The 24,412-nt window shown below is 63.2% G+C and carries 27 protein-coding genes and 2 pseudogenes; 18 read left to right on the top strand and 11 right to left on the bottom strand.

What is annotated here, in order from left to right; genetic code table 11:
* The first annotated feature begins 58 nt into the window (after nt 1–58).
* The 8 genes and pseudogenes from VF194_RS01355 (at nt 59) to VF194_RS01320 (ending at nt 8,185) form a co-directional block, all read left to right on the top strand.
* Nucleotides 59–1,315: an MFS transporter gene (locus tag VF194_RS01355; RefSeq protein WP_330887257.1), complete on the top strand. Its 1,257-nt coding sequence runs from the start codon at nt 59–61 to the stop codon at nt 1,313–1,315.
* A gap of 49 nt (nt 1,316–1,364) precedes the next feature.
* Nucleotides 1,365–1,687: pseudogene (locus VF194_RS01350) on the top strand (IS66 family transposase); the annotation flags it as partial.
* Between the two features lie 333 nt (nt 1,688–2,020).
* The gene (locus tag VF194_RS01345) at nt 2,021–3,220 is read left to right on the top strand and encodes an epoxide hydrolase family protein (RefSeq protein ID WP_330887255.1); all 1,200 of its coding nucleotides are present in this window, start codon (nt 2,021–2,023) and stop codon (nt 3,218–3,220) included.
* 37 nt (nt 3,221–3,257) lie between these two features.
* Complete coding sequence (locus VF194_RS01340) at nt 3,258–4,019, top strand: enoyl-CoA hydratase-related protein (RefSeq protein WP_330887253.1); 762 nt, start codon at nt 3,258–3,260, stop codon at nt 4,017–4,019.
* A 186-nt stretch (nt 4,020–4,205) separates the two neighbouring features.
* Nucleotides 4,206–4,448: a helix-turn-helix domain-containing protein gene (locus tag VF194_RS01335; RefSeq protein WP_330887251.1), complete on the top strand. Its 243-nt coding sequence runs from the start codon at nt 4,206–4,208 to the stop codon at nt 4,446–4,448.
* Nucleotides 4,448–5,755, top strand: coding sequence for a type II toxin-antitoxin system HipA family toxin (locus VF194_RS01330; protein WP_330887249.1), 1,308 nt, complete (start codon nt 4,448–4,450; stop codon nt 5,753–5,755). Before VF194_RS01335 ends, VF194_RS01330 begins: the two co-directional genes overlap by 1 nt.
* 578 nt (nt 5,756–6,333) lie before the next feature.
* Nucleotides 6,334–7,008, top strand: coding sequence for a VOC family protein (locus VF194_RS01325; protein ID WP_330887247.1), 675 nt, complete (start codon nt 6,334–6,336; stop codon nt 7,006–7,008).
* A gap of 109 nt (nt 7,009–7,117) precedes the next feature.
* Nucleotides 7,118–8,185: a hypothetical protein gene (locus tag VF194_RS01320; RefSeq protein ID WP_330887246.1), complete on the top strand. Its 1,068-nt coding sequence runs from the start codon at nt 7,118–7,120 to the stop codon at nt 8,183–8,185.
* 38 nt (nt 8,186–8,223) lie between these two features.
* Here the strand turns inward: VF194_RS01320 and VF194_RS01315 are convergent, their stop codons facing one another.
* Together VF194_RS01315 and VF194_RS01310 are read right to left on the bottom strand one after the other, a co-directional pair.
* Entirely contained in the window at nt 8,224–8,610 is a 387-nt protein-coding gene (locus VF194_RS01315; RefSeq protein WP_330887244.1) for a hypothetical protein, read from the bottom strand.
* On the bottom strand, nt 8,607–9,098 hold the full coding sequence (locus VF194_RS01310) for a DinB family protein (protein WP_330887242.1): 492 nt from the start codon (nt 9,096–9,098) through the stop codon (nt 8,607–8,609). The genes VF194_RS01315 and VF194_RS01310 overlap by 4 nt, the downstream gene beginning before the upstream one ends.
* A 167-nt stretch (nt 9,099–9,265) precedes the next feature.
* Here VF194_RS01310 and VF194_RS01305 point away from each other — a divergent pair, with 167 nt between their 5' ends.
* Nucleotides 9,266–9,814: a TetR/AcrR family transcriptional regulator gene (locus VF194_RS01305; protein WP_330887240.1), complete on the top strand. Its 549-nt coding sequence runs from the start codon at nt 9,266–9,268 to the stop codon at nt 9,812–9,814.
* Between the two features lie 108 nt (nt 9,815–9,922).
* Nucleotides 9,923–10,276: an ArsC family reductase gene (locus tag VF194_RS01300; RefSeq protein WP_330887238.1), complete on the top strand. Its 354-nt coding sequence runs from the start codon at nt 9,923–9,925 to the stop codon at nt 10,274–10,276.
* A 16-nt stretch (nt 10,277–10,292) separates the two neighbouring features.
* Here VF194_RS01300 and VF194_RS01295 read toward each other — a convergent pair whose 3' ends face one another.
* Nucleotides 10,293–10,727 carry a GNAT family acetyltransferase gene (locus VF194_RS01295; RefSeq protein WP_330887237.1) on the bottom strand — a complete coding sequence of 145 codons (435 nt, stop codon included), beginning with the start codon at nt 10,725–10,727 and terminating at the stop codon, nt 10,293–10,295.
* Between the two features lie 471 nt (nt 10,728–11,198).
* Here VF194_RS01295 and VF194_RS01290 point away from each other — a divergent pair, with 471 nt between their 5' ends.
* Nucleotides 11,199–11,468 carry an HU family DNA-binding protein gene (locus VF194_RS01290; protein WP_330887236.1) on the top strand — a complete coding sequence of 90 codons (270 nt, stop codon included), beginning with the start codon at nt 11,199–11,201 and terminating at the stop codon, nt 11,466–11,468.
* Nucleotides 11,469–11,614: 146 nt separating this feature from the next.
* Nucleotides 11,615–11,974: pseudogene (locus VF194_RS19765) on the top strand (PAS domain-containing protein); the annotation flags it as partial.
* Between the two features lie 96 nt (nt 11,975–12,070).
* Here VF194_RS19765 and VF194_RS01280 read toward each other — a convergent pair.
* The 4 genes from VF194_RS01280 to VF194_RS01265 all read right to left on the bottom strand — a co-directional run bounded on the left by VF194_RS01280 (nt 12,071) and on the right by VF194_RS01265 (nt 14,388).
* Nucleotides 12,071–12,442, bottom strand: coding sequence for an SET domain-containing protein (locus VF194_RS01280; RefSeq protein ID WP_330887232.1), 372 nt, complete (start codon nt 12,440–12,442; stop codon nt 12,071–12,073).
* Between the two features lie 66 nt (nt 12,443–12,508).
* Nucleotides 12,509–13,372 carry a dienelactone hydrolase family protein gene (locus tag VF194_RS01275; RefSeq protein WP_330887230.1) on the bottom strand — a complete coding sequence of 288 codons (864 nt, stop codon included), beginning with the start codon at nt 13,370–13,372 and terminating at the stop codon, nt 12,509–12,511.
* Between the two features lie 125 nt (nt 13,373–13,497).
* The gene (locus VF194_RS01270) at nt 13,498–13,668 is read right to left on the bottom strand and encodes a hypothetical protein (RefSeq protein ID WP_330887228.1); all 171 of its coding nucleotides are present in this window, start codon (nt 13,666–13,668) and stop codon (nt 13,498–13,500) included.
* A 75-nt stretch (nt 13,669–13,743) separates the two neighbouring features.
* Nucleotides 13,744–14,388 carry a hypothetical protein gene (locus VF194_RS01265; protein ID WP_330887226.1) on the bottom strand — a complete coding sequence of 215 codons (645 nt, stop codon included), beginning with the start codon at nt 14,386–14,388 and terminating at the stop codon, nt 13,744–13,746.
* A gap of 233 nt (nt 14,389–14,621) precedes the next feature.
* Here VF194_RS01265 and VF194_RS01260 point away from each other — a divergent pair, with 233 nt between their 5' ends.
* The 4 genes from VF194_RS01260 to VF194_RS01245 all read left to right on the top strand — a co-directional run bounded on the left by VF194_RS01260 (nt 14,622) and on the right by VF194_RS01245 (nt 18,924).
* Complete coding sequence (locus VF194_RS01260; RefSeq protein WP_330887225.1) at nt 14,622–15,272, top strand: tetratricopeptide repeat protein; 651 nt, start codon at nt 14,622–14,624, stop codon at nt 15,270–15,272.
* Nucleotides 15,273–15,307: 35 nt separating this feature from the next.
* Entirely contained in the window at nt 15,308–16,645 is a 1,338-nt protein-coding gene (locus tag VF194_RS01255; RefSeq protein WP_330887223.1) for a PQQ-binding-like beta-propeller repeat protein, read from the top strand.
* A 7-nt stretch (nt 16,646–16,652) separates the two neighbouring features.
* The gene (gene der, locus VF194_RS01250; protein WP_330887221.1) at nt 16,653–18,050 is read left to right on the top strand and encodes a ribosome biogenesis GTPase Der; all 1,398 of its coding nucleotides are present in this window, start codon (nt 16,653–16,655) and stop codon (nt 18,048–18,050) included.
* A 184-nt stretch (nt 18,051–18,234) separates the two neighbouring features.
* On the top strand, nt 18,235–18,924 hold the full coding sequence (locus VF194_RS01245) for a hypothetical protein (RefSeq protein ID WP_330887219.1): 690 nt from the start codon (nt 18,235–18,237) through the stop codon (nt 18,922–18,924).
* A 6-nt stretch (nt 18,925–18,930) separates the two neighbouring features.
* Here the strand turns inward: VF194_RS01245 and VF194_RS01240 are convergent, their stop codons facing one another.
* Entirely contained in the window at nt 18,931–19,779 is an 849-nt protein-coding gene (locus VF194_RS01240) for an SDR family NAD(P)-dependent oxidoreductase (RefSeq protein WP_330887217.1), read from the bottom strand.
* 287 nt (nt 19,780–20,066) lie between these two features.
* Here VF194_RS01240 and VF194_RS01235 point away from each other — a divergent pair, with 287 nt between their 5' ends.
* Nucleotides 20,067–20,669 carry a response regulator gene (locus VF194_RS01235; RefSeq protein WP_330887215.1) on the top strand — a complete coding sequence of 201 codons (603 nt, stop codon included), beginning with the start codon at nt 20,067–20,069 and terminating at the stop codon, nt 20,667–20,669.
* On the opposite strand, the gene VF194_RS01230 is transcribed toward VF194_RS01235, so the two are convergent.
* The gene (locus VF194_RS01230) at nt 20,643–21,767 is read right to left on the bottom strand and encodes a mechanosensitive ion channel family protein (RefSeq protein ID WP_330887213.1); all 1,125 of its coding nucleotides are present in this window, start codon (nt 21,765–21,767) and stop codon (nt 20,643–20,645) included. The genes VF194_RS01235 and VF194_RS01230 overlap by 27 nt on opposite strands.
* 194 nt (nt 21,768–21,961) lie before the next feature.
* Between VF194_RS01230 and VF194_RS01225 the strand changes: the two genes are divergently transcribed.
* Nucleotides 21,962–23,089, top strand: a complete 1,128-nt coding sequence (locus tag VF194_RS01225; RefSeq protein ID WP_330887211.1) for a hypothetical protein — start codon at nt 21,962–21,964, stop codon at nt 23,087–23,089.
* Nucleotides 23,090–23,135: 46 nt separating this feature from the next.
* On the opposite strand, the gene VF194_RS01220 is transcribed toward VF194_RS01225, so the two are convergent.
* Both VF194_RS01220 and VF194_RS01215 read right to left on the bottom strand, forming a co-directional pair.
* On the bottom strand, nt 23,136–23,513 hold the full coding sequence (locus tag VF194_RS01220) for a cupredoxin domain-containing protein (RefSeq protein WP_330887209.1): 378 nt from the start codon (nt 23,511–23,513) through the stop codon (nt 23,136–23,138).
* A 4-nt stretch (nt 23,514–23,517) separates the two neighbouring features.
* A complete protein-coding gene (locus VF194_RS01215; RefSeq protein ID WP_330887207.1) occupies nt 23,518–24,411 on the bottom strand; it encodes a metallophosphoesterase family protein in 894 nt (297 codons plus the stop codon).
* Between the last annotated feature and the right edge of the window lies 1 nt (nt 24,412).

Raw genomic sequence — 24,412 nt, 5'->3', positions numbered from 1 at the left:
AGTACTAGATGGAAATCGACTCAAGGGGTTCTATAATAGAACCAGTATATGAGATGACATGGACGCGAACATGAGAACCGGACTTACGCAGACAATCGGCTCGCCTCGTAGTGCCGAGACATCATCGGCCAGTGCTCCGCTCGGAGGTTCGTCCATTCTGCCACGTACGATTGTGCTGCTGTTTGCGGCTGCGTGCGCCTTGAGCGTGGCGAACATTTATTTCGCACATCCCTTGCTCGATGAGATGGCTCGCGATCTTGCGATCACTCCGGCGACAATCGGCATTGTCGTAACGCTGACGCAAGTCGGATACGGCGCTGGCCTGATCTTTCTTGTCCCTCTGGGCGATCTGATAGACCGCCGCCGACTTATAGTTGGTCAAGCTCTCCTTTCGAGCGCGGCACTGGTTGTGGTTGGCGTCGCGCCGAATTCGACAACGTTGCTGATCGGTATGGTTGCTGTTGGGGTGCTAGCAGTGGCGGTACAGGTGCTGGTGGCTTTCGCCGCGAATTTGGCGCATCCGTCTGAGCGTGGCGAAGTCGTTGGAGTGGTGCAGAGCGGTGTCGTGGTGGGCATCTTGTTGGCCCGCTTTGCTGCAGGTGCGTTGGCCGACCTCGGCGGTTGGCGGCTGGTCTATTTCACGTCGGCGGGGATCACCGCCGTAATGGCCGCGTTGCTGTTTAGAATTCTTCCGCGTAGCCCTCAAGAGAGTGCCGCGGGATCATATCCCGAACTTCTACGCTCCCTGGTAATGCTGTTCCGGGAGGAACCGATACTGCGGGTGCGCGCAGGTCTTGGACTGCTAGTCTTTGCAGCAATCAACATATTCTGGGCGCCCCTTGTACTGCCGCTGAGTGTACCGCCCTTCTCCTTGTCACACACTCAAATAGGCCTGTTCGGGTTGGTAGGTCTAGCCGGGGCACTGGGCGCAAGTCGCGCGGGACGGCTCGCAGATCGCGGCTTCCATGAGCGCACGACAGGATTTGCGCTAGGCCTGATGCTGGTTTCTTGGAGCCTCATCGCCTTCATGGGCGTATCGCTGTGGATCTTGGTGGTAGGGATTGTGATGCTCGATTTCGCTGTGCAGGCGGTTCACGTCACAAATCAGAGCTTGATTTTCGCTCGGCGACCGGAAGCCAGAAGCAGATTCGTTGGTGTTTACATGCTTTTCTATTCCGTCGGATGCGGCTCTGGCGCAATTGCATCTACAGCTACCTATGCGGCGTTCGGCTGGCTGGGTGTGTGCACTTTGGGTGCAGTTGTCAGCCTGATGGCTGTCCTGTTTTGGGTCGGCACTTTGCGTGGTACTCGGTAACTTCGGATTCACGATGCAGCATCAGAAGCTGTTCGCCCGCGGCCCGACCGCCGATGCCATTGGCTATGCGCTGAACCATTGGGAGGGCTATTCCGGTTTCTCGAGGACGGCCGCATCGAGATCGACACCAACCCGGTCGAGCGGAGCATGCGTCCGATCGCCATCAGCAGGAAGAACGCGCTATTTGCAGGCAGCGACGAGGGCACCGCGAACTGGGCTGCTGTATGGTCGCTGGTCGAGACCGGCAAGCTGAACGCTGTCGATCCGCAGCGCTACCTCGCTAACACGCTCACCCGCCTCGTCAACGGATGGCCTCAGTCCCATATCGACGAGCTCCTGTCCTGGGCCAGCACCGCCGGAAACGCAGTGTAACTGTCAAGCGCCCTCAAAAAGGGCCGCGGAGCACCGCTTACAGTTCATCTGGCTCGTCCTTTTCTTGACCTTGCGATGCGTTCAAGCCGGGAAATTAGCGCGGTCGATAGACATTGTGAGTGCAATCGATTTTGCTCACGGAGCCTCGTCGGCTAAATTCGTCAACATGCAAGCGATCGCACCTGAGCCTTCTGGTGCCGGGAGGACCGGGCGTCCCTCGGGTCCCGCCTTCAATGACCGGCAATGGCTTGTGTGGAATCTACCTAGGGAGTTTTCGCAGGCATTCCACTGCGCCTCGAATGCAGATCTGACAATTCAACGGGGCGTACTGATATGACGCGCGCGGATTTCAAGGCTCAGTTATCAGGAACGGCAATCGATCCCTTTTCGATTGCCGTTCCTGATGTCATTCTGCAGGACTTGCAGGATCGCTTATCGCGTGTCCGCTGGCCAGATGAAGTGCCAGGCGGTGGATGGAACTTTGGTGCGGATCTCACCTATCTGCGGGGGCTAATTGAATATTGGCGTGACACGTACGATTGGCGGGCTCGCGAGCGAACTCTCAATCGCTACCCGCAATTCACTACAAGCATTCGCGGTACGCGCGTGCACTTCATCCATGAATGTGGCGAAGGCAACGCTCCATATCCCCTTCTCCTGTCTCATGGCTGGCCTGGATCAATTGTAGAATTCCAGCAGCTTATCCCAAGACTCACTCACCCTTCGGCATTCGGGGGACGCGCCGAAGACGCCTTCACCGTTATCGTGCCATCACTCCCCGGTCATGGCTTCTCGTATTCAACTGGCCAAGCTCGGCTCGGTATCATAGAGATCGCCGACGTCTTAGCCGACCTGATGACCGAGACGCTGGGCTACAAGCGCTTCGCTGCTCATGGACATGACTGGGGCGCCTTTCTGGCAACGCGACTCGGTTTCGCTCATGTGGACCGCCTTCTTGGAATCCACATCACATTGCTTGCCGTCCCGCGAGAGCCGGTTCAGGCAGCGAACACGCCTGAGGAATTGCGGTTTAACGAGAAACTTGCCAATTGGCTGTGCGAAGAGACCGGATATTCCGCGATGATGGGTACCAAGCCGCAGACCCTCTCGTACGGCCTGACCGATTCGCCGGTGGGTCTTGCTGCGTGGATCATCGAGAAATTCAGAAGCTGGAGCGATTGCGGTGGTGACGTAGACGCTCACTTCTCTCGCGACGTGCTGCTCGACAACATCATGATCTATTGGGTGACAGGCGCCATAAACTCAAGCTTTTGGCCTTACTATGCCCGCATCCATGGCCCTTGGATTGTTCCATCGGGCGAAAAGGTACAGGCCCCCACCGGATACGCGGAGTTCCCGCGTGAGATTCTTAGGCCGCCGAAGTCCGTCGCGGAAACACTTTACGGAAATATCCAACGCTGGAGTTCTATGCGGCGCGGGGGGCACTTTCCTGCGCTCGAAGATCCGGACGCCTTAGCTCAAGAAATCTTCAGCTTTTTTCGCCCCCTTCGCACATCCAGTAGCAAGCGGTGATGCCAGGCGGAATCAGTGCGGGGCGGAGACTAAAGCCGTGAATGAAACCAAGCTTCAGGTCACCATCGACGCAGGAGTCGCAACGGTCTTGATGAACAGGCCGGAAGCGCGCAACGCGCTCTCGTCGGATATTGTACTCGAATTGACCAAGGTGCTCGATCGGCTTGATGCCGATGACAGCGTAGCGGTTTTGGTTCTAGGCGGAACGGGTCGGGATTTTGCGGCCGGTGCGGATATACGCGAGATGGTCGAGATGAGCGTGCAGCACGTCGCAGCGACCGACTTTTCAGGTTGTTGCGCTCGGCTCGGAGACTTTCCCAAGCCCGTGATCGCAGCCGTCGGAGGTTGCGCGTTGGGCGGAGGATGCGAGCTAGTGGAAATGTGTGACATCGTGATTGCTGCCGACAGCGCGCGCTTCGGGCATCCAGAGATCACGCTCGGCACGATGTCGGGCGCAGGCGGAACGCAACGTCTTCCAAGGCTAATCGGAAGGCACGTGGCGCTGGATGTCCTGCTAACTGGACGGATTCTTACAGCCTCCGAAGCCCAGATGTTTGGCCTAGTTTCTCGCATCGTTTCCGAGGACAAGCTGATGGAAGAGGCTGGTGCGGTTGCGCGGCGGATTGCAGCGTTTCCTGCGGCCGTAGCTCGCCTGATCAAAGAGTCCGTAATTCATGCTGAGAGCATGACATTGCCAGACGGATTGGCGTTTGAGCGGAAGCTCTTTCACCTAACGTTTGCGATGCCGGAGCGTCGCAAGTTGATGGAGTCCTTCGTACGCAAAAGTAAGACGGCTTAAAGGGGCGACTGCTTGGCGGGCATTGCTGGCCTAAGCGAGGCCTGCCCATGCTGAGTCGGCAGATTGCCGGATCATCGACAGACGCTCGCATACGATTCATCGTGATTATCGCATAGACCAATTTTATTAGCTAATTCCGATTTTGACAAATTATCGGAATTGGACCATAAGTGTCTAGTGGCAGACGTGGCACGCAATCCCAAGCAGATCGGCAACCTGGTCCGCCGGGCACGCAAGCATCGCAAGTGGAGTCAGACGCAACTCGGCGAGAGGGCGGGCCTGCGCCAGGAGACGATTTCGCTCATCGAGTCCGGCAACCCGGCGACCAGGGTCGACACCATTCTCACCGTGCTCGCGGCGCTCGATCTCGAGTTCCGGATCGGGCCGCGATCGAAGGGGCAAGCGGCGGCGATCGAGGACATTTTCTGATGCCGCGGCGCCGCCAGCATGCACCGCTGCGCGTCTATCTCAACAATCGTCTCGTCGGCTATTTTCTGAAAGAGCCCGGCGGCGCGGTCAGCTTCCGCTATGACGAAAGCTGGCTCGGCTGGGAGAATGCCATCCCGGTCTCGCTTTCGCTGCCGCTGCGTGAAGATGCCTATCGCGGTGCTCCGGTCAGCGCAGTCTTCGAGAATCTTCTGCCCGACTCCGAGGTTCTGCGTCGGCGTGTCGCGGAAAGGGTGGGTGCGGCCGGAGCCGATGCCTACAGCCTGCTCGCGGCCATCGGCCGGGATTGCGTCGGTGCGCTCCAGTTCCTTGCCGATGAAGCCGACGAGCGCGCTGGCGCGATCGCGGGTGATCCGGTCGATGACGCGGCCGTCGAAAAGTTGCTGCGCAGCCTTGGGCAGGCGCCGCTTGGTCTGAGCCGCGACGATGATTTCCGGATCTCCATTGCCGGCGCGCAGGAGAAGACCGCGCTGCTCTGGGACGGCCGGCGCTGGCGCAAGCCGATCGGCACAACACCGACAACCCATATCCTGAAGCCTCAGATCGATGAGCTGCCCAACGGCATCGATTTGTCGAACAGCGTCGAGAACGAATTCTATTGTCTGAAGCTGCTCAAGGCCTTTGGGCTTCCGATCAACGATGCCGTCATCAAGACATTCGGTAAAACCACGGCGCTCGTGATCGAGCGCTTCGACCGGCGCTGGACGCGCGATGGACGCTTGTTGCGCGTGCCGCAGGAGGACTGCTGCCAGGCGCTGTCAGTTCCTCCCGGCAGGAAGTACCAGAGCGATGGTGGCCCGGGCCTCGTGCAGATCCTCAATCTCCTCGAGGGTAGCGATACGCCGGAGGAGGATCGAAGGACCGTGCTGAAGGCTCAGATCCTGTTCTGGCTCATTGGCGCGACAGACGGGCATGCCAAGAATTTCAGTGTCTTCCTGGGGCCGGGCGGCACCTACCGGCTGACACCTCTCTATGACATCCTCTCGGCGCAGCCGAGCCTCGACGCTCGTCAGATCGGGCGCAAGCAAATGAAGCTCGCGATGGCCGTGGGCGCGAAGAACCACTACAGAATTGACGGAATTCAGACCCACCATTTCTTCGAGACGGCGAGAGCGGCTGGCCTGTCGAAGGCGAGGGTACAAGCCCTGATTGATGAAATCGGTGCAGCGGCCAGGAACATCATGGAGCGTCTGGCGGACGAGTTGCCGCCCCGGTTTCCGAAATCAATCCATGTTTCCGTCAGAAGGGCTGTGACCGCGCGCCTCCGGATTCTTTCAGCAGGTGCGTGATGCGCGAGCAATCGGCTCGGTCCATTTGCGCAGTGAAGAATCTGATGTCGCGGGGGCCGCCGCTTTCCGCTTGGATGTCGCGCAGGTCACGTGTGAGTACCGAGGTCAGATAGGATCGGATCCAGTCCTGTCACCGTCGCGGGCGTGTCAGCCGAGGCTTCTCGTACCCGGTGCTCTATAAGGCGCTTGTACAAAGCACCCTTCTGCGGTCGCATGGGCCGCGCGCGGCTCAGCGGCTAAGATTCTGTGCGGTTCATGCGCAGAGGGAAGGTCAGGGAGGAACCGCCTGTTGCGGCCGGATGAGGCATCACAGGCGCATGCACCCTGTGCCTCCGGCCTCGTTGAATTGTGCGCAAGGCGCTGGCAACGCCCTTTTCTCTCGCGCCACCGGGACCCGCATCGGTGCGCCATCGCCAATTTAAAGATCGGCGCCAACGCTGTCCCTTCTACACGCAGGAAAGGGCTTTATGCGCAATTATGTTTGCGCGTAGGGCCGGATGGTTGCGCGTATCATTGGAAATTGCGCATATCCAGGCTAAATTGCGCATACAGACGCATGCCCAAGAAAGAGAGGCGACGTGGTACGGCGCATCCTGGAAGAGGAATTGCAGGTGATCGAGGAAGCCGTGCGCCGCCACTCTGGCGGGGCGACGGCGCAGCAGATTGCCGATTCGCTGCAAGAGCCACCACCGCGCCGCACGCTGCAATACCGCCTCAAGTACCTCGCCGAGGCGCGCCATATTGCGACGAGGAGAAGGAGCAACGCCATGCCTCGGGTCAGACAGAAGATCACCACTTTCCTGTGGTTTGACAGTCAGGCCGAGGAGGCGGCGAATTTCTATACCTCGCTGTTCGACGACAGCCGCGTGGTCGACGTTGCCCGCTACACCGAGGCCAATCCGAGCCAGGAAGGTTCGGTCATGATGGTCACCTTCGAGCTGGCCGGGCAGCAATTCTATGCGCTGAATGCCGGTCAGAACGCTCCGTTCAATGAATCGGTCTCGCTGCTGGTCGAATGCGAAACGCAGGAGGAGGTCGACCGGCTCTGGAGCCGGCTCACCGAGGGTGGCGCCGAGCTGCCCTGCGGCTGGCTCAAGGACCGTTTCGGGCTGGCCTGGCAGATCACGCCAAAGCGGCTGCTCGACCTGGTACGGAGCCCCGACCGCAAGGTTGCCGCCGCGGCCATGCGCGCCATGTTCGAGATGAAGAAGATTGTCATTGCCGATATCGAAAAGGCAGTGAAGTCGGCTTAGCCGGCAATCCCGCCAGATTTGTCACTCCCTTCCCGAACCCGGCTTGCTTAGGCTGACGGTGTCGATTCCACGGTTGCCGCAGAGGCGATCAGGGCGGGAGGAGAGCAGCATGGGGTTCGGCAGAGCGGCGGCATTGTTCGCTGCGGTCATGGTGCTGGCTGCATCGGTTGTTGCGCGGGCGGCATGCGATCCCGCCGCGGGGCTGACATTCATCTGCGGAATGGCCAATGCCGAGGACATGGTTCAGGTGCCGGGTACGCCATGGATCGTCGCCAGCGGCCTGGCGGAAGGCGAGCGGACCGGCGGGCATATCTATCTGGTGAATACGCAGGACCGCTCGGTGCGAACCGCACTTCCCGGGCGCATCGTCTATCGGCAGGACACCGAGACATTCGGCGGCTGCCCCGGTGCACCCGACGAGGCGGCATTCTCGGCGCACGGCCTCGGATTGCATGCCGGGATCGGGGCGGAGTACCGGCTCTATGTCGTGCATCACGGCGAGCGGGAATCGGTCGAGGTCTTCAAGCTCAAGCCGGGCGCCGCGGCTCCGGTCCTGACCTGGATAGGCTGCGTCATCTATCCGGCCGGCGTTTTCGGCAATGGCGTGGCAGCCTTGCCCGATGGCGGTTTCGCGGCGAGTCACTTCATGAGCACCGACGATCCGCAGGCGATCGAGAAGCTGTCCGCGGGCCAGCCGCTGGGAGGCCTGCTGATCTGGCGGCCGAAGACGGGTTGGCGGCGCCTGGCAGAAGCAGCGACGATTTCCGCCGGTAACGGCGTTGCGGTCTCGCCCGATGGCCGGCATCTCTTCGTGGCCGGCGCAGGCGACGAGACCGTGGTGCGGCTGCCGCTCGATGGCATGCCGGGAGATCGCGCCGTCATCGAGACCGGCTTCCATACCGACAACCTGCGCTGGGGATCGGACGGCTTCCTTTATGCCGCCGGGCAGCGCGACACGGTGGACAATCTGCTGGCTTGTGCGCCCGGTACGACGCAGCTTTGCACCGGCCCGTTTTCCGTTCTGAGGATCGACCCCGCGACGCTTCGGGCCGAGGAAGTCATCCGCCATCCCGGAACTTCGAGCTTCGGCGCGGCGTCGACCGCCCTGCGGACCGGCGACGAGTATTGGCTCGGCACGCCGCATGGCGACAGGATCGCGATCATGCCCGCCCGCTAACCCGCCCGGGCCTCGACGCAGGGCTTCAATGCGGGGCCTCAACGCGGACGGTGTTCGGTGCCCCGGCCGGCGGTGATGAACACGGCCGTGGCGTGGTCGGCGACATCTGCCGTATGCCAGACGCCAGGCGGATTGACGGCATATTCGCCGGGGCGCAGCGTGATCTTTCTTGGCCCATCCGGCAATTCCTGGATCAGCGTGATCTCTCCGGCGGTACAGATCACCGCCTCGTCGCCCGCCGGATGCTGCTCCCATCTCGTCCAGCTTTCGCTGAAACTGAACAGCGAAACGAGCCGCGCCTCGTCGCCATTGCGCGCGACATACGCCTCGTACCACTCCATGCCGGTGAATTCGGGCTGCGGCACGGCGCGGGCGCCGAGGCCGAGATGAAGCGGAAAACGGTCCAGCGGCAATGGCTTGGTCATGCGGCGGCCTCCTCGGCTTGCAGGAAATCGGTGATCCGGTCTCCAAAGGGCTGGATGCCATTCTTCTGTAGCAGAAGCGCGGCTTGGCCGCGATGGCCGGCGGCATGCGTGGCGACATGCAATAGTATCTCGCCTCTGCTCATGCGCGCGGGCTCGCCATTCGCGAAGGTGAAGGCGATCCTCTCGTCCGCCTGCTTCGACGTCAGGGCTTCGGCATACCCGACATACCAGTCGGCAATCGCGCGGGCCCTGGCGGCCAACGTCTCTAGGCTGGGAAGCTCAGGCGAACGCGGCGCCTGATAGCCATGCGGGCGCATCTGCAGATGGGCGCAGAAGATTTCGTCGACCGCCTGAACGTGATCCAGCAGCCGCAGGATCAGAACCCTATCATCGGCGGGGATGCGGTCCAGAGTCTCGGTAACGACCCGGTTGAGGCCGTCGGTTGCCCAGCGCTTCTGGCGGATCATAAGGCGGTAGGGAGCAGTCATGACGTTCCTTTCGTTGTTGCCGGAGAGGCGATGCCGACTTAAAATGCGAGCTATTACTCGCATTGTCCACTCGCGTTTCGAGGGCACCAGGCATGGCCCGCAGACCGCATACAAGTCCAAGAAAACAGGCGTCGCAGGAGCGGTCGCGCGCCACCGTAGATGCTCTGGTGGAGGCGACCGCTCGCATTCTGGTCAAAGAGGGTTTCGATAAGGCGAGCACCAACCGGATCGCTGAGAAGGCCGGCGTGAGTATCGGCTCCCTCTATCAGTATTTCCCCAGCAAGGAAGCGCTGGTGATCGCCGTCATCGAACGCCATACGCGGGAATTGATGCAGGTTGCCCGCGCGGCATTGGCGGAGGTCGCAACGCTGCCGGTGGAGCAGGCGGTGCGGCGGCTGGTTGCCGCGGCGATCGCGGCGCATCGGGTCGATCCCAGGCTGCATCGGGTTCTGTCGGAACAGATTCCGCGCACGGGACGGCTGGGCGAAATCGAGATTTTCAACCGCGAATTTTATGCGCTCTTCAGGGCTTACCTTGAGAACCACAGGAATGAATTGCGCAGTGTCGATTTGGAGCTTGCGGCATTCATGTGCGTGACGGCGATCGAGGCGTTGACGCATACGGCAGTCTTGTACCGTCCCGAGATGCTATCGGATGATGGGGCCGAAGCCCTCGTCGACGAGGCCACCCGTCTGGTGACCCGATACCTGCGATGATCCGCTATCCGCTCCTGCACAGCTGCGGATGGTAATGCCAAGGCGCATGGGTCATACGATTCATTTCGATATGGGTAGTGTCTGCAACAGAAATCGGAGTACAGGACGGTGACCACCACCATTTACGGCATCAAGAATTGCGACACGATGAAGAAGGCCTTCGCGTGGCTGAACGACCATGGCGTCGAATACCGCTTTCATGATTACAAGATGGCGGGTATCGATCGTTTCCGGCTCGAGGCCTGGTGCAAGCGGCTCGGCTGGGAGGTTCTGCTCAACCGTGCCGGTACGACCTTCCGCAAGCTGCCCGAGGCCGACCGGCAATCCCTGGATGCGGCAAAGGCGATCAGGTTGATGCTGGCGCAGCCCGCGATGATCAAGCGGCCGGTGCTCGATCTTGGCAAGGGCAGGCTGCTGGTCGGCTTCGCGCCCGAGCTTTACGCGAAAGCGATTGCGGGCTGACCCGTGACAGGCCGGTTTAGGGGGCCGCTGGCCGGTCTTCCAGCCACTTGGTGAAGATGATGCGCGGCTCTTCGCCATAGCCGATATTGGCGTAGAAGCTGCGCACCTGCTCGTTATCCGGCCGGACCATCAGCATGACCTTCGGCACCCTGCGGCTTTTCAGCCAATCTTCGGCCGCGGCGACCATGGCGCGGCCGAAACCGTTCTTTTGCCGCTGCGGATCGACGGCAAGGTAGTAGAGCCAGCCGCGATGGCCGTCATGGCCGACCATCACGGTGGCGGCTATGGCCCCGCCGGCCTCGCCGACCAGCAGGGTCGCCTCCTGGGAGGAAAGGCAGAAATCGATATCCTTGGCCGGATCGTTCCACGGCCTGGTCAGGCCGCACACGCGCCAGAGGTCGATGACCGCCTGACGGTCGGCCGCCTGAAATCGTCTGATGAGCCGCGACATGGTTGGCGCTCCGGCAATGCGTCGTGTCGGAGCCCAGTGTAGGAAATCAGGCGCCGGCGGTCGACGCCGGAAGCGCTTGCCAGCCCGGCCTTACGGCGAAGGCCGTCTGGGAGAGTCGAAACGGCAAAAAGCGATCACGAGGCCGAAAACGACGAAGGCCGCGATGGTTCCGATCAGATAGATTTGCTGCTCCAGGGGCATGCTTCTCCTCCGTTTGGGAGGACGCTATTGGTCCTGCAGGCCCATGCCTTGATCTGGATCAAGTTTTGCTTTTGCCATCCGTTGGTGGCGAATCGCTACCGCCTCGTGCGGCGAATCGCTGCAGGCAAATTCCTCCAGAAACGCAAGCTCTTAGTATGGCCCGGCCGGTCTTGAACGGCGCCGCAGATATGCTACCAGCAACCTCCCGCTGCGGATCTTTTTGATTCGGGTACCGGCGGGAACAAGATCCGCAGCCTTTTGGAGGGGATTATGAACAAGGCAGATTTGATCGAGATCGTCCGCGAGACGGCCGGCTGTTCCAAGGCCTCGGCGGGCGAAGCCGTCGATGCGATTTTCGAGGCGATGGGCAAGTCGCTGAAGAAGGAAGGCGGTTTCACCATCGTCGGTTTCGGCACCTTCAAGGTTTCCAAGCGTGCTGCGCGCAAGGGCCGCAACCCGCAGACCGGCGAGCCGATCAAGATCGCTGCGTCGAAGTCGGTGCGGTTCAAGGCGTCGAAGCAATTGAAGGATCGGCTCTAAGCCCATCTCGACGACAGCCGAGGACAAGGCCCCGCGCCATACGGTGCGGGGCTTTTTTTGTCCGCATATTCAGCCGCGATAATGCCACGCGACCTTCGATCCGCTATGCTGACGAAAGAAGAAAAAAGGACAGGGGAGGACATGGCGTGGATCTGGTCCATCCACAGCTTCAGGCGCTGCTGGAATATTGGCAGGCCAAGTGCGGCGCGCGGCGGCTGCCGCTGCGATCGGATATCGACCCGCTCGAAATCCGCTTTGCCCTCGGCAATGTGCTGCTGGTCGAGGCGACCGATGACCGGCCGCTGCGGTTCCGCTACCGGCTTTGGGGCGTCAATCTCGGCAGCGACTACGGCGCCGACATGACCGGCCGCCATGTCGACGAATTGCAGCCGCCGGGTTTCGGCCGGCTGGCCCATCGGGACTATCTCGAGGTCGCGGAAAGCATGATGCCGCAAATGCGCAGCTTCGATAACGTCGTCGAAGATCGCTGGTTCACACATAAAAGACTGCTGCTGCCGCTGGCCGTCGAAGCCGCGCCGGAGCGGACGGCTATGATTCTGGGGGCGATATGGCCGCCCGAAAGACGGCGACGGGACCGCCGCTCAGCTCGTCAGATCGTAGCTGTCGCAGAATTCGCCGTAATCGCAGGTGATTTCTTCGTCCTTGGCGATGTCGCGCCTGGCGTAGGTCAGCGGCGTCGTGTTGTCGGTATTCGGCGTATCGCTGTGATTGATGAAGCGGGTATTGTCCAGGCTCACCACCCAGCCGCCCGGAATCTGCGGCGTGATGTAGCCGTAGCGGTCGACGAAGGCGCGCGCCACCTCCGGCAGACGCCGAAATACCTCGTCCGGGATGATCCGGTCGAAGCCCGGCTCGAAGCGCCAGATCAGCGTGCCCTTGAGGATCGGCGCGGCGGCAAACAGGCCGATGCCCTGGATCGGGCTGGCGGCGGCGTAGGTCGGAACGACAAGCATGCTAGACTCCGGCTTGGCGGCCGGAGCCTAGCATAATGGCCGCGCGCTTACGCCACGCCGTATTGTTTATGCCACGCCGTATTGCTTGAACCAGGCCAGCATGCGCGTCCAGCCGTCCTCGGCGGCTTCCTTGCGGTAGCTCGGCCGGTAGTCGGCGTTGAAGGCATGCGGTGCGCCTTCGTAGATATGGAATGCGGCGGTCTTGCCGGCGGCCTTCATCGCCGCCTCCATCTGATGCACGGAATCGACGGAGATGCCCTGGTCGGCACCGCCATAGAGGCCGAGCACCGGCGCTTTCATCTGCTGCACCATATCGAGCGGATGCTTGGGGGTCTTGTCGTTGCTGGGGCCGGTAACGCGGCCATACCAGGCAACCGCGGCTTTCAGGGACGGGTTATGGGCGGCGTAGAGCCACACGATGCGTCCGCCCCAGCAGAAGCCGGTGATGCCCAGCTTGCCGGCATCGCCCTTGTTGCCATTCGCCCAGGCTGCGGTCGCATCCAGGTCCGACATCACCTGCGCGTCCGGCACCTGGGCGGCGACGGCGACGGCGCCCTGCAGGTCGGTCACCTTGCTCATGTCCCCCTGGCGTCCGTAGAGGTCAGGGGCGATGGCGAGATAGCCGACCTTGGCCAGCCGCCGGCAGATATCCTTGATATGCTCGTGTACGCCGAAGATCTCCTGCACCACCAGAATGGTCGGGAAAGGACCGTTGCCCTGCGCCGGCATGGCGCGATAGGCGGCCATCCGGCCGTCGGCAACGGGGATCTTCACTTCTCCGGCGGTCAGGCCGTTGGTATCGGTCACGATGGCGGTCTGCGCGACCACCGGGCCGGCCGCCAGCGTGAAGCCGGAAACCAGCGAGGTGGCGACGAAACCGCGGCGGGTGAAATCGACTTTCGGGACAAGGCTCAGCAGATCGGTGTCCATAGTCATTCTCCAGTTGCGGCCAGATATGGAAGGCCGAGCGATGGGGCGAATGATTTTGGCGCAATTGCAGCCGCAGACGATAAAAATCCGCGTGAACGGCGGCCTGCCTGCTTACCGCGCGGTGACTACTGCAGCAGGTTGAACAGCAGGGCCGCGGCTATGAAGATGCCGAGCCAGGCGGCGATGAATACGAGGATGCGGCGGCTGCGCCAGGGCAGGCGCAAGACCGCCGGCATGATGAGAATGGCCATGAGGGCCAGGGCCAGTAGCTGCGCCCAGGCGGATTGCAGCATCACCGCTTTTAACCTGTCCGTTGGAGGATCGCCGTATCGCGCACCGGCCGGCCGGCGGCGGGCCGTCGATCTGCCGCGTCAACCCTTTTGGGTCAGCTTGGTGCCTGCCGGGCGGCGGCATTCGCGATAAAGCTGCTCGGCCATCGGCTCCTTGCGCGACAGGAAGCGCAGCTCCAGTCCGCTGGTTACCCGGTAGGAGGGGCTGGTGTCGCCATCGACGCCGGGTTGCTGCGGCGGCAGGACGTGGACCACCGACATGACCCGGTTCGGCGCGATGCGCATCTCCACCTTCTCGCCATTGCTGCCGATCTCGCTGGCGCAGACCTTGCCGAGCTGCTGATCGAAGCTGCGCACGCGCTGATAGCGCGGATCGAGCATGGCGGCCGTGCCGCTGCTGACCCGGGTTATGCGGTATTTGTGGAATTCCGCGGTCGCGGTGACGATCCGCCCGTAGGGAAAGTAGATTTCGACATTGTCCAGCTTGGCATGCTCGCCGAGCTTGCCGTCGACGACCGGCAATTCGCTGATGCGAAAGCCGGGAACGCGCGTGACGTCTTCATTCAGGTTGAGGACGGCGCGGTCGCCGCGTTCCTTGGCCCGTTCGAGCTCAAAGGGGATCAGCGCCATCGGCTTGGCCGGTTCCCGCGCGACGGCGGCGCCATGCAGGGCAGTACCGGCACCATAGACAGCCAGCGCCAGGAGCGCAAAACGGACTCGTCGCATGGATTCCCCCCTTAAATCGGGCGCCACAGTGGAGCGCCCGTCAATTGTCGACGCTCCGAAATGCTGCCGGCAGACTAGTTGATTTTGTTTTATCTGCCAAGAGTCTATGTATTATCAAAAGGTTACCGAATTCCAGCGGATCTCTGCGGGCTTTGCCATTGGCGGTTGATCCGGGTAATGTACGCCGCCTTCCGGACCGCTGTCTCGGTCCGGCATCGTTCAGGGAGTAGGGCGTGGCCAATTTCATTGAGGAAGTCGACGAGGAAGTCCGCCGCGAGCGGATGCAGAAGCTGTTCAAGCGCTGGAGCCCGCTCGTCTTCGGGGTCGTCATCGCGCTGCTCGCCGGCGTGGCCGGCTATCAGATTTGGCACAATCACCGGATGGAGAAGGCGGCGGCGGCGGCGAGCGCCTTTGATGCGGCACTCAGCAAGGTCCAGGCCGGCAAGCCGCTCGATGCCGCAAAGGCCTTTGCCGACCTCGCCCAGACGGATGACAGCGGCTATGCCCTGCTGGCGCGGTTCCAGCAGGCGGCCAATCTGCTGGAAGGCAAGGACGTCAAAGGCGCGATCGCGGCCCTCGATGCCGTCGCGGCCGATAATGCGGTCGCGGCGCGCTATCGCGATCTGGCGCGCTATCTTGCGGCATTTCATGGCTTCGACACGCTGGACGCGGCGGATCTGAAGCAGCGCCTGTCCGCCATCCCGGCCGACAGCCTGTGGTCGGCCAATGCGCGCGAATTGCTGGCCCTGGCCGAACTGAAGGCAGGCGAGACCGAAGCCGCCCGGCGGCTGCTGACGACGCTTTCCGACGATGCCATGGCACCGGTCAATCTGCGTGGCCGGGCGACCGAATTGCTGGCCGCGCTGGGCGGCCCCGTGCAGTAGTTCTATGCGGTAACAGCCTGGAAATAAGCGAGACCATGATGCGCTACCGCTTCCCGATTGTCTTGTTGGGCGCGCTTGCCTTGGCCGGCTGCGATACGATCACCGGCTGGTTCGAGCAGGATGAGGCACCGAAAGCGGTCGGTGAACGCATTTCCGTGCTGGCCTTCGACAGCCAGCTCGATCCCGATCCGCAACTGGCCGAAACGCCCGTCATCCTGCCCAAGCCGTGGAACAATCCGGATTGGCCGCAGGCCGGCGGCTATCCGAGCCATGCCATGCAGCATCTGATGCTTGGCGACAATCCGCATAAGGCCTGGAGCGCCGATCTGGGCAGTTCCGCCAGCGAGGAAGAGAAGATACTGGCCCAGCCGGTGGTGGCCGAAGGGCGTATCTTCGCCGTGGACGCCGAAACGCGGGTCAGCGCTTTCGATGCCAAATCCGGCAAGCGCCTGTGGCGCGTCGATCTGACGCCGCGCCACGAGGAAAGCGGCGCCATCGGCGGCGGCCTAGCCTATCATGCCGGCAAGCTGATCGTGGCGACCGGCTATGGCGATGTGCTCGCATTGGATCCGGCAACCGGGGCATCGTTCTGGTACACGCCGCTGAAGGTGCCGGTCCGCGGCGCGCCGACTGCCGATGCGAACCGTGTCTTCGTCGTCACCTTCGACAACCAGGTCCATGCCCTCGATGTCGAGCGCGGCGATGAATTATGGACCTATACCGGCATCACCGAGCTGGCCAGTTTCATCGGCGGCGCCAATCCCGCGGTGGAAGGCAATATCGTCATTGCGCCGTTTTCCTCGGGCGAGGTGCTGGCGCTGCGCGCCGATACCGGCGTGGTCGCCTGGGGCGAGCAACTGGTGCGCAACAGCGGCCGCATCAGTCAGATCGGCGCGCTGAACGACATCGACGGCCGGCCGGTGATCGATCGCGGCCGGGTCTACGCCGTCAGCCAATCGGGCCGTTTCATCGCCATCGACCTGCGCACCGGCGAGCGCGTCTGGGAAAAGGTCATCCCCAGCATCCAGACGCCTTGGGTGGCCGGCGACTTCATCTACGTCGTCACCGTCGACGCCGAAATCCTGTGTTTGTCGCGCCGCGACGGACGGGTGAAATGGATCCGCCAGCTGCGGCGCTATGAAGATCCGGACGCCAAGACCGACAAGGGCATCATCAACTGGTACGGGCCGGTTCTGGCCGGCGACCGGCTGCTGCTGGCCTCCACCGACGAGCGCATCGTCACGCTTTCGCCCTATACCGGCGATCTGCTCGGCTCGCTGAAACTTTCCGACAAGGCTTCCGTCCCGCCCATCGTCGCCGACGGCACCGTCTATGTCGTCACCGACGATGCGAAGCTGACGGCCTTTCGCTAGGCTCGCCATGGTTGCCAAAGTTGCTATTGTCGGCCGGCCGAATGTCGGCAAGTCGACCTTGTTCAATCGTCTGATCGGCAAGAGGCTGGCGCTCGTCGACGACACGCCGGGCGTGACCCGCGACCGTCGCGAGGGGCAGGCGCGGCTTGCCGATCTCGAATTCGTCGCCATCGATACCGCCGGTCTCGAGGAAGCCGCGGATGAAACCATGGCGGGCCGCATGCGCATGCAGACCGAAACCGCCGTGCGCGAAGCCGCCGCCGTGCTGTTCGTCATCGACGGCCGCGCGGGCGTTACGCCGATGGACCGGCATTTCGCCAACTGGCTGCGCCGCCAGGGCAAGCCGGTCATCCTTCTCGCCAATAAATGCGAGGGCAATGCCGGCGCAAGCGGCATCGGCGAGGCTTTCGGCCTCGGCTTCGGCACGCCGATACCGGTTTCGGCCGAGCATGGCGAGGGCCTTTACGATGTCGCCGAGGCGCTGATCGAGCATATCGGCAGCGGTGGCGGCGACGCCGCGGCCGCGGCGGCGGACAAGATCGCCGAGCCGGAAACCGATATCGATGCCGATATGCCGGACGATCCGACCAAGCCGATCCAGCTGGCGGTGGTCGGCCGCCCCAATGCCGGCAAGTCGACGCTGATCAACAGGCTGGTCGGCAGCGAGCGCCTGTTGACCGGCCCAGAGCCGGGACTGACCCGCGATGCCATCGCCGTCGCCTGGGAGTATCAGGGCCGCAATGTGAAGCTGGTCGATACCGCCGGCATGCGGCGCAAGTCGCGCGTCGAGCATAAGCTGGAGAAGCTCTCGGTCGCCGAAACCTTGCGCAGCATCCGGCTGGCACAGGTCGTCGTGCTGCTGCTGGACGGCAATCTCGGCATCGACAGGCAGGATCTGACCATCGCCGATCATGTGTTGCGGGAAGGCCGGGCGCTGGTGATCGCGGTCAACAAATGGGATGCGGTGGAGGATCGGGCGCTGGCCCTGCGCGATATCGAGGAGCGGCTGGAAAAATCGCTGCCGCAGGCGCGGGGCATTCCCGTCGTCACCCTGTCGGCTCTGACCGGCCGCCATCTCGACCGCTTGCTGCCGGCGGTCCTGGCTCAGTATGAACGGTGGAACCGCCGTATCCCGACGGCACAGCTCAACCGCTGGCTGGAAGGAATGACCGAGCGCAATCCGCCGCCGCTGGCCGGCGGCCGCTCCGTGCGCATCCGCTACGCCACGCAGGCCAAGGCCCGCCCGCCGACGATCGCGCTGTTTGCGCCGCGCGCCGAGTTCATTCCGGAATCCTATCTGCGTTACCTGATCAACGGCCTGCGCGAGACTTTCGATTTGCCGGGCATTCCGATCCGCATGCATCTGCGCAAAGGCAAGAACCCTTACGTCCGCGACGACGAATAGGGATTTGTTTCAGGGCGGGCCCGCCCGGCGCCGCGCCCCGCGCTCCGCTTTCGGTCCCATATCACCCCGTCCAACCCGAGCTGCCGAACGAGCTTTCGGCGGTACTGGCATGCCGCTTGCACCGTCATTTTTGCTTGGTATGCCTGGGATTTTATGATCGGATTCGAAGAGGGGCTGGAGCGCCATGGGTGATCGTTACTTCGACCATCGCCATCCGAATATCGAGTTGCTGCTGCGTCGGCCGCCGAGCCTTCCGTCGCCGCTGCCGGGCATCGGCCATAACGGCGGCCCGCCGCTCGATATGTCCTGGAAAGCCTGGCTCTGGCGGCGAGCAATCGCCAAGACCTGGGAGACGCCGCCGCGCGAGATCGCCCTGCGCCGGCTGCGGCGCGCCGAAGCGCTCGGCCTGACATATCGCGATTATGCCGCCGCGCTGCTCGACACGGGCAGTCATCTGTCGACGGCTTTGCTGCCGCTGCACCACGTCGCTGCCATGCAGCGGCGGCGCGATGGCGGCATGGATCTGGCAGTTGCGCCGCGGCTGGCCGATTGCATCGCGCGGTTCAATGGCCGTCTGCTGATCGTTATCGATGAAGCCTATACGGGGAGGTTCGACAGGGCCGGCAAGCGGCGGCTGCGGGCGGCGCTGCAATCGGCGTTCGAAGGCCGCTTCGAGGCGCTGATTGTGCTGCCGTATCGAACGATGGAGGGCGACGCGGCAATCGCTGCCCATCTGGGGCGCCAGCTTGCAAAAATCCGGGTGCCGCGCAAGGAGGCCTTCTATCTGGGTGCGACGGCGGCCGAGCTGTCTTTCGCCGAGGCGGCCGGCCTGGGTTTCTTCAAGCCGATCCACGCCTGGTTTGCGGATCGCTGACCGCGATCACTTGGGCATCGTATCGGTCGGCTGCCGGCCATCGAGAATATCCCGCATGCGGATTTCGATGGCGCGTTTGATCTTTTCATGCGGCAGGATGTAGAAGCGGTTCGCCGCGACGGCGTCTGCAACCGCCGCCGCGATATCGGCAGCGCTGAGACGGCCCGAGGTGATCGCCTGGCGCCGCCGTTCGGCGAAATGGGCGGCTGTCGGGTTGGCTTCCGCCAGTTCGGCCGGACGGTTGCGGGCGGAATCGAGAATGCCGGTCGACACGAAAGCCGGACAGAGCACCGAGACATTGATCTTGGCGTCCTCGCTCCGCAATTCGTGATGCAGGCATTCCGAAAACGTGACCACGGCATGCTTGCTGACGCAGTAGATGCTCGAGCCGGGCACCGAAACGAAGCCGGCGGCGGAAGCGGTATTGACGACATGCGCGGGAGTGCCGGCTTCCAGCATGCGGGGCACGAAGGCCCGAACACCGTGCACGACGCCCATCAGATTGACGCCGAGCACCCATTGCCAATCCGCTTCGGTCGTCGCCCAGCTGAAGCCGCCGACGGAGACGCCTGCATTGTTGAACAACAGATGAGTTGCGCCGAAGCGCTGGTCGGTTCGATCGGCCAAGGCCATCACCTGATCCGCCTTGGCGACGTCGCAGATCACCGGCAGGGCATCGGTTCCGGCAGGCAACAGCGACAGAGTTTCATCCAGCGCCGCCGCTTGAATATCGGCCAATACCAGCTTCATGCCTCGCCCGGCACAGAGCAACGCGAGTTCGCGGCCGAAGCCGCTGCCCGCGCCGGTAAGAACGGCAACCTTGCCGGCCGCCATAATGGAATCTGTATCGGACATCGGGCGTTTCACTCCGAATGGTTTCAAACGTTTGGCGCTTGACGGCGGCGCGGTCTCAGTTTCGGCCACAACTGATCACAACCTGATCACAACGCACAAGTACCAGTTTTACTATACCGTATAAACGCGACCTCAATTCAGGTTTCAATTGTGCAATAACGATGGGAGCAGGCGTGGCGCGCGCAATCCCCCAACCGGCATTTGACCTTCTGAAAGGCTTATACGATCACAGCCACGGTCGGGTCGATCAGATCATTTGTGCCCGACGCCTGGCCCGTCGCCTTGGCATGTCGCAGGAAATGGCGCGCCGGGCGCTGGATTACCTGGTTCCCGCCGGTTGGGTGCTGGATACGGGCGACAAGGTGATGTTGCCGCATATCCTCATCACGGTTGCGGGTATCCGCACCATCGAAAATCTCCTGTCAGGCTGCCCGCCACAACTCGCCGACGACATCCGGCAGCAGGCCGCGCCGACGGAAGCAAGCCCGGATGAGCGGCCCTGCGCGCTGCTGGTCGAGGACGAGTTTCTTGTGCGGATCGTGGTTGCCGATGCCCTGCGCGAGCTGGGGTTTACGGTGGAGGACGTGCCCTCGGCGGCGGGCGCGCTGGATCGCCTGCAACTGGCGCAGAGCCGCATCGCCGTTGCCGTCATCGATATCGGGCTGCCGGACCTGAACGGCGCCATGCTCGTGCGCCAGATCCGCGCCGGCCAGCCCGAATTGCCGATCGTCGTCGCCAGCGGAAGGTCGCCGGCGCTGATGCGCCGCCAGATCGATGCGGATGCGCAACTGCGCTTCCTGCAGAAGCCTTATGGCGCCAATGAAATGCGGCTTGTCCTCGACAGCCTGGGCCTGAAGACGGCCTCACTGCCGGCCGGCGACGCGCATTGAAGCCTGCTCCGACGAGGCTTCCGCCAGCGACGTCTCGGCCGGTGCCGGCAGCATGGCGGGATGGCCGCCATTGCGCTCGGCCAGATCGGCGCGCAGGCGCGGCAAGCTCTGCGGAAATTCCTTCTGCAGGTAGGCAATGATCTTTTCGCGGATTTCGCAGCGCAGGTCGAAGGTGCGGCCGGAATTGGCGGCACTGGCCAGGATGCGGATTTCCATCGTACTCTCGCGGAAATCTGTCACCTGCACATTCACGACCTGCCGGTCCCACAGCGGCGATTGCGCGGCGATCTCTTCGACTTTCCTGCGCAGCGCATCGACGGGAACGGTGTAATCCACGTACAGCATCACCGAGCCGATCAGCGCCGCGCCTTCGCGCGTCCAGTTCTGGAACGGTTTCTCGATGAAATAGCTGAGCGGCAGGATCAGCCGCCGCCAATCCCAGATCCGCACCACGATATAGGTGGAGGTGATTTCCTCCACTTTACCCCATTCATTCTCGATCAGCAGGGCGTCGTCGATGCGGATCGGCTGGGTGACCGCAAGCTGGATGCCGGCGATCAGGTTCTTCAGTACCGGTTGCAGCGCCAGGCCGACCACGATGCCCGCGGCGCCGGCCGAAGCCAGCAGGCTGACGCCATATTGCCGCACGCCGTCGAAGGTCATCAAAGCCGCCGACCCGGTGATCATGACGATCAGCGCGTTGGCGACGCGGCGCAGGATGCGCGTCTGGGTGACATGCTTGCGGGCCAGCAGATTATCCTCGGCGTCCAGCTTGAAGCGGCGCAGATACACCACCATCCAGATATGCACCGCGGTCATCGCAAGCCAGCCGAGCAGGGCGATGAAGCCGACCAGCAGAATATGCCGCAGCAGACCCGCCCAGTAGCCGGGCAGGGGCGCCAGGGTCGTTGCGCTGGAGGCGGCGAGGATCATCAGGCCGAGACGGGACGGGCCTTCCGTGCGCGCCACCAGGGCGCGCCAGAACAGGTCGCGTTCGGCCACGATCCGCTTGAGCAGACGGAATGCCGATTGATGGATCAGATCGGCGATGAAAAGGGCGAGCAGAAGCAGGACGAGGCTGATGGCCCAGTCAGGCATCCAGGCCAGCGTCCCGTTTACGTTTTGCAAGGTGGCGGTTATCCAGGTCATCCATGCAATAACATGGGCCCGGGAAAGCCGTTCCGCATGGCACAAACGGAAAACATGCACTGGTTTTTGCCCGGTGCTGCGCCGTGCAGCGACCGCCGGCTGTGCCATAATCCCTTCTGATTCGCTGCGCCCCGGAGGATGCCATGTTTCGACTGCTGGCAAGGATCGTGATGGCTGCCTGGGCGGCGGTCTGCGCCGCTTCGCCCGGTTGGGCGGAGGAGGGCACAGCGCGCAAAGCGCAGCATCGCTTCGGCGACGACCTCTATGCCACCGGTCTGGATATCCGCGTCACAGCGGATGGGATCGGCAACATCTATGCGGCCGGCGAGGCGGTCACCGTCGATGCCGCCGTCAGACGCACCGTGCATGCCATCGGACGGCAGGTGCGGATCAGGCGCACGGTGGGCGGCGATGTCTATGCGGCGGGCTATGGCGTCGAGATCGACAATGCCGTGGTCGGCGACGTCACCGCGGCGGGGTATCGGATCGAACTTGGCGGCGATGGCGCGGTGGGCCGCAATGCGCTGCTTGCCGGCCGGCTGATCCACTTGCGCGGCCCGGTGGCGGGCAACGCCAATCTCGCCGGCGAAGATGTCGAGATCGACGCGCCGATATCCGGCTCGGCCGAGATTCGCGCCGACCATATCCGTTTCGGCCCCAATGCGCGGATCGACGGCACGCTCGCCTATTGGACGCGGCGGCCGATCGAGATTCCGGCGGGCGTGATTCCCGCCGAGCGAATCACGGCGCATGCCTTGCCGCAAGGCGCGGCGATCGCCCACAAAGCCGGCATCGCCGCCGCGATTGCCGGCGGCACCGTCTTTACCGTCGTGCTGCTGATCCTTGCCCTGCTGTTCGCCTGGCTGCTGCCGCGGCCGCTCGCGCAACTGCGCGGGATCGTGCGGGCGCAACCTTGGCGCAGTCTGCTGTTCGGGGTCATCGTGCTCTCGGCCCTGTTCGGCTCGCTGCTGGTGTTCGCGATATCGCTGATCGGCATTCCGCTGCTGCCGCTGATGCTCGTCGCGATCCCGCTGGCGCTGCTGGCGGGTTATCTCGGCGCGGCACATATGCTTGGCCGCAGCCTGCTGAATGCCGCCCGTATGGCAGGCGGCGAGGGCAGCGCCGCCGCCATCGCCGCGATGCTGGCCGGGCTGGCGGCGCTGATCCTCCTTGGCTTCGTGCCGGTCCTTGGCTGGCTGGTGGCGGTGCTGGCGGTGATCTTCGGTCTTGGGGCCTGGGCGTTATACCTGCTGCAGCCGCGTTCCGCCTGAGCAGGCGGCCTGCGCGGCGGCAGAGGCGAAGGTTGGCGGTCCGGCCTTACTCGGTGACGGCGATCTCGCCGCTCATGTAATCGTGCTCCGCGCCGCAGAACACATCGCAGGCGAAATAGAATTTGCCGGCCTTGTCCGGCGTCACGTGCAGCACGGTCACCTTGCCGGGAATGGCGTCGGCGCGGATGCCGAGTTCGCTGACCTTGAAGCCGTGCGTCGTGTCCTCGGCCGTCAGCTCCAGGGTGACGGGCTGCCCCTTCTTCAGGGTGATCGACGGCGGGATGTATTCGAACCGCCTGGCGGTGATACGGATCACCGGCTCGGCGGGCGAGGAGGCGACGGCGAACAGGTTGCCGGCGGCGAAGGCGGCAAGAAGCCCGGCCGCGCCGGCCAGAGTACCGGCGCGGATCACGCGGATGCTCATGGCGTCAACCTTCCTGGACCGGATGCTCGACCATCTCGATGGCGGCCGATTTCAGGCCGATCCCGACATCGCGGGTGCCCAGGCCGGCGCCGCCATGTTCGGGATTCCACGGCAGCGGCAGCTTGCGCGGCTGCGAGCCCGGCGCCGGCAGGGGGAAGATCAGCGACTTCGCCGCGTGATGGGCGATGTGGCCGGTCATGTGGTGGTGTTCCTGGTGGATATGGCCGTAGAACACCGCCACCTTCCTGAACGGCATCAGCAGCTCGATCGCCCTGGCGCCGTCCTTCGTCGCCCAGTCCCAGTCCGGCGCCAGGTCGAAAAGCGGCCGGTGGGTGAAGACGACGATGCGCTCCTCCGGCTTGCGCTGCCCGAGGTCGGCTGCCAGCCAGGCGAGCTGCGCCTCTCCGATCGCGCCATGCGGATCGGAGACGTTGTCCAGCGCGATGAAGTGCACGCCTTTGTGATCGAAGCTGTAATAGCTGTCGCCGAAGAATTCGCGGTAAGCTGCGCCCTGATCCAGCGAGGCGTCGTGTTCGCCCGGCATGAAGCGGACCGTCTTCACCCGCAGCGCGGAGACGATCTCGCGGAAGCGGGCGAGCCGGGCGCGGCGCTCCTTCGCATCGTCGGTCGTATGGGTCAGGTCGCCGGTGAAGACGATGAAATCCGGCTGCTCGGCCAGGGCGTTCACGGTGGCGATGGCCTTTTCCAGCGTATGGGCGGAGTCCGGATTGGCGGGGCCCGCATATCCCCAATGCGTGTCGGAGAACTGGACGAAATGGAAATCGTCGTACTCGGCGGCCGCGGCCTTGCCGAAAGTCGGAAAGAGGCCGGACATGTAGGTCGCGCCGGCCAGGCCGGCCAGCTGCATGATGTTGCGGCGTGTCACTGTGATGCTCATG

The organism is Ferrovibrio sp. (assembly GCF_036381655.1).
Classification (GTDB): Bacteria; Pseudomonadota; Alphaproteobacteria; order Ferrovibrionales; family Ferrovibrionaceae; genus Ferrovibrio.
This window is presented reverse-complemented; position numbering and strand designations above follow the sequence as displayed.